Annotated in this window: 9 protein-coding genes and 1 pseudogene; 9 read left to right on the top strand and 1 reads right to left on the bottom strand. The window is 43.4% G+C overall.

What is annotated here, in order from left to right:
• Positions 1-87: 87 nt before the first annotated feature.
• Together RMZ43_RS14540 and RMZ43_RS14535 are read left to right on the top strand one after the other, a co-directional pair.
• A complete protein-coding gene (locus RMZ43_RS14540) occupies positions 88-249 on the top strand; it encodes a hypothetical protein (protein WP_428850729.1) in 162 nt (53 codons plus the stop codon).
• On the top strand, positions 171-383 hold the full coding sequence (locus tag RMZ43_RS14535; protein ID WP_428850730.1) for a hypothetical protein: 213 nt from the start codon (positions 171-173) through the stop codon (positions 381-383). Before RMZ43_RS14540 ends, RMZ43_RS14535 begins: the two co-directional genes overlap by 79 nt.
• 14 nt (positions 384-397) lie before the next feature.
• Here RMZ43_RS14535 and RMZ43_RS14530 read toward each other — a convergent pair whose 3' ends face one another.
• Entirely contained in the window at positions 398-1,120 is a 723-nt protein-coding gene (locus RMZ43_RS14530) for a DUF4142 domain-containing protein (RefSeq protein ID WP_322656276.1), read from the bottom strand.
• An 814-nt stretch (positions 1,121-1,934) separates the two neighbouring features.
• Here RMZ43_RS14530 and glf point away from each other — a divergent pair.
• The 7 genes and pseudogenes from glf to RMZ43_RS14495 all read left to right on the top strand — a co-directional run bounded on the left by glf (position 1,935) and on the right by RMZ43_RS14495 (position 12,826).
• Positions 1,935-4,412 carry a UDP-galactopyranose mutase gene (gene glf, locus RMZ43_RS14525; protein ID WP_322656275.1) on the top strand — a complete coding sequence of 826 codons (2,478 nt, stop codon included), beginning with the start codon at positions 1,935-1,937 and terminating at the stop codon, positions 4,410-4,412.
• A 321-nt stretch (positions 4,413-4,733) separates the two neighbouring features.
• The gene (locus tag RMZ43_RS14520) at positions 4,734-6,998 is read left to right on the top strand and encodes a family 1 glycosylhydrolase (protein ID WP_322656274.1); all 2,265 of its coding nucleotides are present in this window, start codon (positions 4,734-4,736) and stop codon (positions 6,996-6,998) included.
• A gap of 350 nt (positions 6,999-7,348) precedes the next feature.
• Positions 7,349-7,999 carry a hypothetical protein gene (locus RMZ43_RS14515; RefSeq protein WP_322650840.1) on the top strand — a complete coding sequence of 217 codons (651 nt, stop codon included), beginning with the start codon at positions 7,349-7,351 and terminating at the stop codon, positions 7,997-7,999.
• Between the two features lie 44 nt (positions 8,000-8,043).
• Positions 8,044-8,634, top strand: a complete 591-nt coding sequence (locus tag RMZ43_RS14510) for a transposase (protein WP_322656273.1) — start codon at positions 8,044-8,046, stop codon at positions 8,632-8,634.
• Between the two features lie 297 nt (positions 8,635-8,931).
• A complete protein-coding gene (locus RMZ43_RS14505) occupies positions 8,932-9,072 on the top strand; it encodes a hypothetical protein (protein WP_322656272.1) in 141 nt (46 codons plus the stop codon).
• A 131-nt stretch (positions 9,073-9,203) separates the two neighbouring features.
• Positions 9,204-9,608: pseudogene (locus RMZ43_RS14500) on the top strand (GDP-mannose 4,6-dehydratase); the annotation flags it as partial.
• A gap of 677 nt (positions 9,609-10,285) precedes the next feature.
• Complete coding sequence (locus RMZ43_RS14495) at positions 10,286-12,826, top strand: calcium-binding protein (RefSeq protein ID WP_322650838.1); 2,541 nt, start codon at positions 10,286-10,288, stop codon at positions 12,824-12,826.
• Positions 12,827-13,454: the final 628 nt, after the last annotated feature.

The raw sequence follows: 13,454 nt of genomic DNA, 5'->3' as shown, positions 1-13,454 counted from the left end.
TAGTATTTCCGCATCTACGGTGTTCCACCATCGATTACAACAATTCATTTGGTATTGGATAATTTGAGTGTACATAAAGGTAAGAAAGTGCAAGCTTGGTTACTCAAAAATCCACGTTTTATCTTCCATCATCCGCCTGTCCACTGTTCCTGGATGAACCAGGTTGAACAATGGTTAGTATTCTCCAACGTAAACGTCTCACAATTGCAGATTTTGCTGATAAACAAGCGCTTTCACAACGGTTGTTAGCATTTATTCATGAGTGGAATGTTATCGCCCACCCTTTTAATTGGAGTCAAAAATCAACTACAAAAATTCTTGCCAAGTGTGAAATTGTTAATTCTGACAATACTACTAAAATCCTAGATGCGAAAGCGGCATAATTTCCGACCCTTTTTTATGGTGGGCTGTACTTAGTGCCTCCTCCTGTAGGTGAAGGATTGTTCTCAGGTAGGCTATCGCCTCCTGCTGTAGGGTAAGTATTGCCTTGAGGGGCTGATGCACCAGAATTATTAGGCAGATTATTATATCTTTGCGCAACCTGGCCAAATTGATATTTTGTGATGGCACTGGCAGTGTTAAAGTGCTTCCTGATGGTTGGCAATCCTCGATTCGCTACTGCTACAAGGTCGGGATTTTGCCCAAGCGCGGCTTCGCGTTGGAAAAGGGCTGCGTTCTCCAGATGAGCATTTACACCACCCTGATCCATATAGGCTTGCCCAAAGCGATCGCCCTCTAACTGAGACAGTCGCGCCAGTGATGCTTGAAATTTTGGCGCCGGAGTGGTGGGAGGAGTTACACCCAATCGTGAACCAATCCGTGTCAAGTCATTTTTCACCTGTGTTTGCTCTTGAATCTCTGCTGTGGCAAATTGTTTAACTTGAGGATTAGTCGAACGCTGCAATGCTAATTGCCCCAGCGCGATGTTACCTAAGCCTGCTTGACCTGCATCTATAAAGAACTGCCGATCAACCTCGTTAACTTGGGTATTTTGGGTTGGGGTTGTTCGATTTGTTTGAGCATTCACAAACTCAATATTTGGAAATAATGTTGAGTATCCTAATGAGACGAAAAATCCAACTGCAAGGAGAGCAATAGTAACTAAGGTTCGTTTAATCATGATCAATTCCTAAGAAAGCTTGGCTAAACCAGCGTGTATTTCCACTAGATCATTTGCTCAAAATTCTTTGGCAAGATTAATAATTCTGCAAATAACTTGACATGTTTGGAAAAGTACGCTGTCTCCAATACTCTTCTCCTTGCGAGAAATATCCATCTTTCTTGAGGTGTGTTTAGCACCCTAAATAAAAAGTAATTTTTTCTTAGTTCAGCTTTATCCAACCAAACGATATAAACCATAATTATTGAGCAATTGCTCAAAATTTACACTATAAAGCCGGAAATTTGTACAATTCTAGTTAGTTTAGGTGATCAACAAAAAGTCTAAACTTCTGATAAATGTAGATTTTAATATCTTGAATTTTGAATTATTAATGTCCTATTAGTTGAAGTATAAATATAGTGGAAGCCTTGCCTAAACTAGTTTTATTTCAGAATTATATTAATAATTTTTGAACTAGACATCATCAGATATTTCTGAGTAGTAACTATAAAACATTTGTAGTAGATACTTGAGTAAACTAAATTTTTTATATTTTTAATTTACTTTGTTTTAATGTTTACTTACAAAAGTAATATTGATGTAAGCCTTTTGGCGTATATCTAATTACATACTTAGCTAAATTTTACACATTCTTATACATAATTTAGTGTTAATAACGTTATAATTTTAATACTTAAGAATAATACAGTAGTTTTTAATTACTATATTTAGATAGATGAATATGTAATTAAAAAAAGCGAATAATAAAACTAATTCTTTACGAAAAACAGAACTTGTTAGTCCAATATTCTGCAAGTTGAGTTAATAATCTATGTCAAGCAATAAAGTGCAAGTACAAAATAACGGTGTGAGCCATAGTGTGTCGCCAACGGTAAATGAAGCAAAATCACCGGAGATAGCGAAATCGCAATCGCTAGGGACATCAATAAATTTATCCTCATTCAACAAAAACTCTCGCTCAACAAAAGCTTTTACCGATACGCCTGATATAGTTTGCTTATCTCATTTGCGCTGGAATTTTGTTTATCAAAGACCACAACATCTTTTAAGTCGCTGCGCTCAAAAAAAGAGAGTATTCTTTATCGAAGAGCCAATTTTTAGCCGGGAACCATTAGGACGATTGGACATTAGTGAAGACAAAAGTGGAGTGATAGTTGTCGTTCCATATTTACCAGAAGGTTTAAATGAAGAAGCAATAAACGCAGATATAAAAGTATTGCTTGATGGGTTATTTGCAGAACATAATATCTCTAAGTACATTTGTTGGTACTATACGCCAATGGCGATCGCATGGGCAGGCCATTTAAAACCTGAAGCTATTATCTATGATTGCATGGATGAATTGTCTGCTTTTAAAGGAGCATCCCCTACTTTAAAGAAGTATGAGGCAGAACTATTTCGTCAGGCAAATCTAGTATTTACAGGCGGGCAAAGCCTTTATGAAAGTAAAGTAAACCAGCATCCAAACGTTTATGCCTTTCCTAGTAGCGTAGATGTACCCCACTTTAGACAAGGAAGAAGCGTTAAAGAAGAACCAGCAGATCAAGCAAATATTCCTCATCCGCGCCTTGGCTTTTATGGTGTAATTGATGAGCGAATGGATATTGAATTATTAGCTGGAATTGCCGAAGCTCGTCCTGATTGGCATCTAGTGATAATTGGGCCAGTTGTGAAAATTGACCCAGCAACTCTGCCACAGCATGAAAATATTCATTACCTCGGTAGTAAAGACTATAAAGACTTGCCTGCATATCTAGGGGGTTGGGATTTGGCAATGTTGCCGTTTGCGCGAAACGAGTCAACACGTTTTATTAGCCCGACTAAAACACCAGAGTATTTAGCCGCAGGTAAACCTGTGGTCTCTACCTCAATTCGAGATGTGGTGCGTCCTTATGGAGACTTGAAGCTAGTACGAATTGCAGACACTGCTCAAGGGTTTGTCGCCGCAGCAGAACAGGCATTGCAAGAAGATACTCCAACATCAGGATGGTTGAGTCGAGTAGATGCATTCTTAGAGCAGATTTCTTGGGATCGGACTTGGGGATCGATGATGCAGTTGATAGAATCTGCGTTGGCGCAGCCGCTCTTTAAGAACTTCGCAACCACACCAGATACCACAACTAATGGTAAAAATGGGAAATCTCCCATCTCAACAAATATCCCAGAAGCACCAAGCATCATTACCAGAGACTTTATATTTGATTATTTAGTTGTTGGTGCAGGCTTCTCTGGTAGCGTTATTGCTGAACGATTGGCGAGAAATTCTGGTAAAAAAGTATTGGTTATAGACAAGCGCAACCACATCGGCGGCAATGCTTACGATCATTACGACGACCATGGGATTCTCGTACATAAATACGGCCCTCATATCTTTCATACCAGTTCCCGTGAAGTATTTGAATACCTTTCACAGTTCACTCCCTGGCGTTCTTACGAGCATCACGTTCTAGCCAGCGTAGATGGACAACTCGTTCCCATCCCCATTAACCTTGACACTATCAACAAACTCTATGGAATGAACCTCAATTCATTCCAGGCGGAAGAATTTTTTCAGTCAGTTGCAGAACCGAGAGAACACATCCGTACTTCTGAAGATGTAGTAATTAGTAAAGTTGGTCAAGTCCTTTACGAAAAGTTCTTCAAAAACTATACTCGCAAACAATGGGGACTCGATCCTTCAGAACTTGACAAAACAGTAATTGCCCGAATTCCCACCCGTACCAACCGCGACAGCCGATATTTCACAGATAGTTACCAAGCAATGCCACTGCACGGCTTCACTCGAATGTTTGAGAATATGTTAAATCATCCAAACATTAAGGTAATGCTCAACACCGATTACCGCGAAATCGAGAAAGCTATACCTTGCCGCGAGATGGTTTACACTGGGCCAGTTGATGAGTTTTTTGATTGTCGCTACGGTAAACTACCCTATCGCTCATTGGATTTCAAACACGAAACGCATCATACCCCTGTGTTTCAGTCAGCGCCAGTAATTAATTATCCCAACGAACAACTGTATACCCGTATTACCGAATTTAAGTACCTAACCGGACAGGAACACTCCAAAACTAGTATTGTTTACGAGTTTCCCAAAGCAGAGGGCGACCCCTATTATCCAGTGCCACGTCCTGAAAATCAGGAAATTTACAAACAATACAAAGCTTTGGCTGAGTCAACACCAGGTGTGCATTTTGTGGGACGGCTAGCTACATACAAGTATCTCAACATGGATCATTGTGTGGCGCAGGCTTTAGCAACATACAAACAAATAGCGGTTAAAGCTTGAATTTGTTGTTGATGTTTGCAGTATGGGCATTATCCTGTCCATACTACTCTTTACTGAAGAAAGAATTCAGGAACAAAGCCGGAGAAACTGCCAGTTGTCTGTGAAGTCAACAATGCTTAAGTAAACCAAGTTTTAGAATCTTTCTCTCTGTGTCTCTGCGGTTCGTTATTTAATCTAGACGCAACGCAGCTTGCTGCAAGCTACCGCAGAGATGCAGAAAATACGAATAAATCAGAGTTTGAAAGATATTCTGTGTAAGTCCTAGCAGGGATCAAAACACGGAAATTTAAAAAATTAATACAAGTTTTAGTTGTGTAAATTATGACTTTTGTCTTTAACTCAAGTGAAGACGCGATTAATAACGTCTTGAGAGAGAATAATTCACAACTCCCCTTGGAAGTGTGGGCTGGTGTAGAGTGTACAGTTAATCGCGTGGGTGATGAATATTTAGACCAGTTGGAACGCAACGGTCATGCAACGCGCTTAAATGATTTAGATTTATTTGCAGAACTAGGGATAAAAGCTATCCGCTACCCTGTATTGTGGGAGAAGATAGCACCTAATGGGCTAGAAACTGCCGATTGGTCGTGGGCGGATGAAAGACTGGGGCGCTTGCGCGAACTCGGCATCCTTCCGATTGTGGGATTAGTGCATCATGGTAGTGGCCCACGAGATACAAGTTTGGTAGACCCAGAATTTCCAGAGAAACTAGCAGTGTTTGCCCGTGCGGTTGCCGATCGCTATCCTTGGGTAACACATTACACACCTGTAAACGAGCCACTGACAACGGCGCGATTCAGTGGAATGTATGGTCACTGGTATCCTCACGGGCGGGATGATTTAACTTTTGCCCGTGCTTTGTTGGGAGAGTGTCGCGCAGTAGCCTTGGCAATGAAGGCAATCCGAGAAGTCAACCCTGGCGCTCAATTAGTGCAAACTGAGGATTTAGGTAAGACTTACAGTACACCTAAATTAGAATATCAAGCAGAATTTGAGAACGATCGCCGTTGGTTGAGCCTTGATTTATTGTGCGGCCGTATTAACCCAACTCATTCAATGTGGGGTTACTTAAAGAATTGTGGTATTGATGAGGCTGAACTTGAGACATTTTTGCAAAATACCTGCCCCCCTGACATCATTGGAATTAACCATTATTTAACTAGCGAACGCTTTTTGGATGAGCATACAGAAAATTATCCAGCTTGGACGCATGGTGGTAACGGACATGACAAGTATGCCGATGTAGAGGCGGTGCGAGTTTGTGCTGAGGGTTTGGCAGGCCCACGTACATTGTTATTAGAGGCATGGGAACGCTATCGCCTGCCTCTTGCTGTCACCGAAGCTCATATTAGCTGCACCCGTGAGGAGCAGCTACGCTGGCTTTATGAGGTGTGGAATGCAGCGAAAGAATTACAAGCTGAGGGTGTAGATATCCGCGCTGTCACTGTTTGGGCGCTCCTTGGCAGCTACGATTGGAATAGTTTAGTTACAAAAGCTAACGGCTATTACGAGCCAGGTGTATTTGATTTGCGTTCGCGTAGCGTCTCCAGAGGAGAATCGCCACATCCTCGACCGACAGCGATCGCTAAAATGGTGCAGAATCTAGCAAATGGGCATCAACTAAATCACCCGCTACTTGAAACTCCAGGCTGGTGGCATCGACAAGAGCGCCTGTTATACCCTGCACTAAGTTGCAGTGCAATGATCAAAGAAGCAAGGAAAAAAACTTCCTTAATGCCCCTTGCCTCCCTTCGTCCCCTGGCGATCGTCGGTGCTAGAGGAACTCTTGGAAAGGCTTTTGCTCGCTTGTGCGAAGTGCGCGGAATTTCATATCAGCTGCTGACACGCCAAGAAATGGATATTACCGATCCTGCCTCTGTGGATGCGGCACTTACCCAGTTTAAGCCGTGGGCGGTTGTGAACGCTGCCGGATACGTGCGGGTGGACGATGCCGAAAATGAACCCCATGTTTGCTTACAGGTGAACGCCGAAGGCCCAGCGATTCTAGCTGCTGCTTGCGCTCAACATAACATACCGCTATTAACTTTCTCCTCAGATTTGGTATTTGACGGTGCTGTATCTAATCCTTATGTCGAAACTGATACCGTTGCCCCTCTTAATGTGTATGGGTGTAGCAAAGTTTTGGCAGAAAAGCTGGTATTGCAGGCTTATCCTGCATCGCTGGTAATTCGCACCAGTGCATTTTTTGGGCCGTGGGATGAGTATAATTTCGTCACGATCGCTCTGCGTCAGCTTAGTGCTGGTAATAATTTCATTGCCGCAGAGGATGGAATTGTTTCACCTACTTATGTACCAGATTTAGTTCATGCCAGCCTAGATTTATTAATTGACGGTGAATGTGGGCTGTGGCATTTGGCGAATAAGAGTGCGATCGCCTGGGCTGATTTCGCGCGGTTAGCGGCTAAACAAGCTGGAGTCAGTGTTACCAATCTGATTTCTGTACCCACAGAAGAGCTTGGTTTAACTGCTCCTCGCCCAACTTACAGCGTTCTTGGTAGCAGCCGGGGTGAATTTATGCCATCCCTTGACAATGCAATTTCTCGCTACTTGGAAGAAAGAATCTAGTTGTCTGAAAACCCAAAATTGTTAGGTGAGGGTTGAGGAAAGGGGAAAGGTTAAAGGGTAAGGGATTTAAACCTTTCCTCTTTACCCCTTAACCGAATGGCACTAAGAAAAGCTCTAAGGTATGCAGAATAAGGGTTACAGCTTTTAATGCCAGAGAGCGCAGTAATTAATGGCACAAGTAGCTGCGATGCCTTCTCCTGTCCTTGACGCTGCGCGAACGGCAACGTCAACGACGAACGCTGATGAAGAGATGATGCACAGTTGCCTAAAAAATTTTTGTCGGTAGAAAAAGCTTACTCGTCCGTGAAATACTTTTTTGAGACGAATAAGCCAACATCATAAACACTACTGTGACACTAAGAGTACAAATCCTCAAGGATAAATTTAACCAAAGTTTAGGTTTAGCTTTCAAAGAACTATTACCGGAATCGGTGATCAGACTTGCAATATCTGAGCTAAAAATCAAATATAAAAAGCGATTATTTGACCCATTTATAACGTTGTGGGCGTTTTTATCGCAGGTTTTAGATACGGATAAAACTTGCCACAATACTGTAAGTAAAATAATTGCACATCTGGCAGAATCAGAAGTAGAAATTCCGTCAACAGATACAAGTGCATACTGTCAAGCACGAGCAAGATTACCAGAAAAATTACTAGAGAAGCTTTTCAATTATTCTGCACATAATTTAGAAGAAAGAGTAACTCAAGAACATTTATGGTGTGGACGGAATGTGAAAGTAATAGATGGGTCAACTGTCTCTATGCCGGACACTGTAGAGAACCAGAAGGAGTATCCTCAGCCAAGTACTCAAAAAGCTGGATGTGGATTTCCAATTGCAAAAATTGGTGTGATATTCAGTTTAGTTACAGGAGCCGCCGTTGCTTTATGCATCGATGTCCTGAACACTCACGATATTAAATTAGCAAGAAAACTGTACAGTTTTCTTAAACCCAGTGACCAAGCCCCGTTGGGGCGGGGTGTGGGGTGTAGGGTGTAGGGGATATATAGCCCCAACAACCGTCGGGATACAAGCCCCGCCCTTTGTTGGTCGAACGTGTTGGGAGAGGTCTGAATCCTCTGCCAACACCGTCTTCACTACACCCCACACCCCACACCCTACACCCTGTTCAAGTTCTTTTAGGTGATAGAGCTTTTTGCGCTTATGCTGACATGGTTTCTATTACACAACTCGGTTGTGATGCGGTATTCCGCAAGCATCAATCTCGGACAACAACCATACGAAAAGGCAAAATTGTTGGGGATTGCGACAAATTAGTTACTTGGTATAAACCTAAACAATGCCCACAAGGATTGAGCAAGGATGATTTTGATGCTCTACCTTCTAGCATAACTGTAAGAGAAATTTACTACTACATTCTTATTCCTGGTTTTCGCACTCAACAAGTCAGCTTAATTACTACTCTTTTAGATAAATCTTCTTATTCTACTCTTGAAATTGTTGGACTTTACGGTAAACGTTGGGATGTTGAATTGGATTTGAGACATATAAAAACTACCTTGGGTATGGATATTTTACGATGTAAAACTCCTCCAATGATCCGCAAAGAAATTCATGTTTATCGAACAGAATTCAGGAGTCAGGAGTCAGAATTCAGAATGAATTCTGTATGACTGGCGGATGAATAATCGGGTTTAAGACCCCCCACTAAATTGAAAATTTAGTGGTCTTCAATCAGTCGCGGGTCTGAATCCCCGACTGATTGATTCTGACTCCTGAATTCTGACTCCTGGATTCTTCTTCAATTACTGGCTTACAATTTACTTCGGAGCTTAATTTGGTCGGCTGGGACTATTTACAATACTCCTCCAAATCGCCTATCACTACAAGGTACTCGCCACCACTTAATTAACTTTATTCCCAAATTATTAGCAGCAACTTCTCAAAAACGTCACCAATTTTATCGCACTTTGCTAAAAGTTATTGCTCACAAAGCTGTGAGCGATCGCCCCGGTAGAAGTGAACCACGAGTCCGTAAACGTCGCCCGAAAGCTTATCCCTTAATGACCAAACCCCGGCACGAATTACAAAAGCAGTTGCAAACTGCTTAATCCACAAGCGTTTCGGCTTTTCTTAGTGCCATTCACCCCTTAACCTTTTCTCCACTTTTGCAAGAGACTCCATGAACACGGTTCACAACGAAGGAATGAAAATATTTCTTCCCCAGTCCCCATTCCCCAATCCCTTAGTACTATTAGCCGCATTGGGTAAACGCGAATCTATCTTTATTTTTGGCACTGATTATCCTACCCCAGACGGTACTTGTATCCAGGATTATATTCATGTAAATGATTTAGCGCAAGCTCATATTTTGGGTTTAGAATATCTGCTCAAAAGCGGAGAAAGTGAAGTATTTAATCTTGGAAATGGTAGTGGTTTTTCAGTGGGAGAAGTGATAGAAACTGCTCAATAAGTAACAGGTAAAGAAATCAAAATAGAGGAACGCGATCGCAGACCAGGCGACCCTCCTATTTTAGTTGGTAGCAGTGACAAAGCAACTAAAGTTTTGGGTTGGCATCCCCAATATCCCAATGTTAAGGAAATCCTCACCCATGCTTGGCAATGGCATCAGCGACTACATAGGTAAAGACAAAAGATTTCACTATTATCCTCACGATATATGCCCAAGAAAGGTAAGGATTCAGGTAGCAGAGTATTAGACCTCTTGCAAAAGTGCTTTTTGCAAGAAAGGGAAAAGGGTAAAGGTTAAAGGGGAAAAGGACGATACAGAACTTTTTCCCCTTCCCCCAACCCCAGTTCCCGACTTATGCAAGAAGTCTATTGATAAAAGGGACACTTGGGGGGGAGTATCACAAATATGAACCAAAGCCTGCCTCAAGAACTAGACTTTAGTGTTTACAATGGTTGTGCAGTGGCCGACCAACAGAAATGTTTGGCTCATCTACGACGTCACTTCAAAAAACTAATTATACTTCCAGGTCTCCATAGTTTTTACTAGCAAATAAGATGCGTTTGCCCTATGCTAGTGATGGCTATTTAGGCAGTGTCTAGACCAAAAAACCACGTATCCGCTCAATAAATCGGGGCGAACTACTAGTTCAGTAACGAGTTTACGCCATTTGAGCCTGCCTTGTCACTGAACGATTTACCCCGAATTATTGAGCGGTTACGAAACTAGTCTAAGTAGATGCTGCATTTTTTTAACTACCCATCTAGGGTTTCTCCCCGGTGGCAGGGCTACTCATAAATGACACCTCTGCCAGCGGATATCTCTGAATCAAACTTATAACCGAGAGGATTGATATGGCAGACATTATTGGAGACAACAACAATAACACTCTAATTGGCACATTTGACAATGACGCTATTCTTGGTCTGGGCGGTGATGATAACCTCTTTGGTCGGAGCGGCAATGATGACCTCTTGGGTGGGGCTGGCAATGACTCGCTTAATGGCGAGGACGGCAATGACCTTCTCAATGGTGAGGGCGGCGAGAACACCCTGCTTGGTGGGTTAGGCGATGATATCCTCCTTGGTGGACCTGGCAATGACCTTCTCGATGGCGAGGAGGGGAACGATCAACTCCTTGGTAGAGCCGGTGACGACACCCTGCTTGGTGGGTTCGGTAATGATGCTTTCCTTGCTGGGTCTGGCAATGACCTTCTCGAAGGCGGGGACGGAAATGACCGACTCTCTGGAGAAGACGGTAAAGACCAACTCTTTGGCGGAGAAGGGGTTGACACGCTCAATGGCGGGGCTGGCAATGACCAGCTTGATGGCGAGGCTGGCAATGATATCCTCCTTGGCGGGTTGGGCAATGATATCCTCCTTGGCGGGGCTGGCAATGACCAACTCGAAGCAGGGGACGGGGATGACCAAATCTTTGGTGGGACTGGCAATGATATTGCTGACTATTCAAATAGCACTGCCGGTGTTACCGTCAACCTAGCGACTGGAACCGCCAGTGGAGGGGCTGGGAATGATGTCCTATTTAATATCGAACAAGTCTTTGGTTCTGGTTTCAACGATTCCCTAACTGGCGGGCGCGGTAATGACACCCTCTTTGGTAGAGGTGGCAATGACCTGCTTGATGGTGGAGTTGGCAATGACCTGCTTGATGGCGAGGAAGGCAACGATATTGTCCGTGGTGGGTTGGGCGATGACACCTTGCGTGGTGGGACTGGCAATAACCGACTCTTGGGTGGAGATGGCGTTGATACTGTTGATTATTTAAATGCCACTGCCGGAGTCACAATCAACCTTGCCACTGGAACTGTTACTGGGGAGGGCAGGAATGATGTCCTGTTGGAGATTGAAAGAGTCGTTGGTTCTCGATTCAATGACACCCTCTTGGGCGGAGCTGGCAATGACTTCTTCCTCAGTGGTGGGGACGGGAATGACTCTGTCAATGGTGGGGCTGGTAATGACCGCCTCTTTGGCGATAACGGCAATGACACCCTCCTTGGCGGGACTAACGACGACTTTATCAATGGCGGGAACGGCAATGACTCCCTGCTTGGCGGTAGCGGCACTGACATCCTGCTTGGTGGGCTTGGCAATGACATTCTCCTTGGTGAGGACGGGAATGACACTCTCATTAGTAGAGAAGGCAATGATACCCTGCTAGGCGGTAGCGGCAATGACATTCTGCTTGGTGGAAGTGACAATGACATTCTCCTTGGTGGAGGTGGGGATGACCAACTCTTTGGTGGAGATGGCGTTGATACTGCTGATTATTTAAATGCCACTGCCGGAGTCACCGTTGACCTTGGCACTGGAAGTGCCAGTGGGGGAGATGGGAATGATGACCTGTTAAATATCGAGCAAGTCTTTGGTTCTAGTTTTAACGACTCCCTGATTGGAGGAGGCAGCAGTGATACCCTCTTTGGCAGAGGCGGCAATGACACCTTGCTTGGTGGGGATAGCAATGACTTTCTTGATGGTCAGGAAGGTAATGATCTTGTCTTGGGCGAAGATGGGAATGACAGCCTGTTTGGCGGAGCTGGCAATGACCAAATCGAAGGAGGGGAAGGCGATGACACCCTTAATGGCGGGTTCGGCAATGACAACCTCCTTGGGGGGCCTGGAAATGATGTCTTCATAGGCGTTGATACTAACGGTTCTGATTCTCCTGGATTAGGGGAGGTTGATACCCTAACTGGAGGGCCTGGGGAAGATAAGTTCTTACTTGGAGATGCTACTAATGTCTTCTATGACGATAACAAGAGTGGAAGTAGTGGTTTTGCAGATTACGCTACCATCAGTGGCTTCAACTCCAACGAAGATACAATCCAGCTCAAAGGAACGCTGGCAGACTATCGCTTGGAGACTGTGGGAGCCGATACAAGGGTATTTCTAGGCAAATCAGGGGGAGAGCTAGATGAACTCATTGGTGTTGTGCAAGCATCGCCTCTGAAGCTTGATAGTGACAACTTCCTGTTCTACGAGAAAGAAGATGCTGGACAAGGGACAAACAATACACTAGCCACTGCTGAGAAGCTAGGTACTTTAACATCAGGTTCAGAAGTTAATACCTCTGCTCAACTGGCAAGACTTCCAGGGAACAATCCTGATTTCGACTTTTTCACATTTTCTTTAGCTAACCCAGGAACTGTGACTATTAGTACGCCGAATTACAGTGGTAACTTTCCAGTTCTCGGCCTATTTAATAGTGCTGGGAACTTACAGAGTTCGAGTACTTCTCAATCAATCACTGCTTCACTAGGGGCAGGTACTTACTCCATTTCAGTAAGTGATTATGATTACTTCCCGCAAAATGGCGGGACTTTCAGTTCTGGCTTTTTTAATCCTGGTTCTTATACGCTAGGAGTTACTGTAGTCTAAAGACAAATAGTACTAAGAAAACCGGAAACAGCTGCCAATTAAGAAGTTTGCAGCTGTTTACGTAATTCTTGTCGAGGTTTCGTCATGAAGGGGTAAGCTTTGGGGCAACGTTTTTAAACTGGTGGTTCCCTGTGTGCGGGACGGTCAGTAACGACTTTGTGAACGATGATTTTGATTATTCTGCTCGTCCATCATTACTATCCGCTCAATAAATCGGGGCGAACTACCAGTTCAGGAACGAGTTTACGCCATTTGAGCCTTGTTACTGAGCGATTTACCCCGGATTATTGAGCGGTTAACATCATTACTACCTCTTATTTGCGTAGGAACACATAAGGTAATTTCTAGCAAGAATTTAGGAGTCAGAATTCAGGAGCAAAGCCAAAGACGCTCCGCCTCCGGTCAGAATGTTAGAAAATTTATTCGAGTCATTAGTCATGGGCATTAATTTTCTAGCATCTTAAATAAACCTGTGGGATTCTTAAATTCCCTAGAAAGGCAGTCTAGTAACTAATAAAAAATTGACAAGTTGATCAAAAGATTATTCATTGCAACTGCACTTTAAATTCTCTAACCTTTAATCCCGTAGGGTCAATTGATATTAATTTTTTAATTTCAAAATCTTTAG

The organism is Nostoc sp. CmiVER01, from assembly GCF_034531135.2.
Classification (GTDB): Bacteria; Cyanobacteriota; Cyanobacteriia; order Cyanobacteriales; family Nostocaceae; genus Nostoc.
The sequence above is the reverse complement of the archived record's forward strand: the minus strand, read 5'-3'. Positions and strand labels throughout refer to the sequence as shown.

Coding starts and splice junctions, on each gene's coding strand:
- RMZ43_RS14535 (WP_428850730.1), top strand. CDS start 171: ATGGTTAGTATTCTCCAACGTAAACGTCTCACAATTGCAGATTTTGCT.
- RMZ43_RS14530 (WP_322656276.1), bottom strand. CDS start 1,120: ATGATTAAACGAACCTTAGTTACTATTGCTCTCCTTGCAGTTGGATTT.
- glf (WP_322656275.1), top strand. CDS start 1,935: ATGTCAAGCAATAAAGTGCAAGTACAAAATAACGGTGTGAGCCATAGT.
- RMZ43_RS14520 (WP_322656274.1), top strand. CDS start 4,734: ATGACTTTTGTCTTTAACTCAAGTGAAGACGCGATTAATAACGTCTTG.
- RMZ43_RS14495 (WP_322650838.1), top strand. CDS start 10,286: ATGGCAGACATTATTGGAGACAACAACAATAACACTCTAATTGGCACA.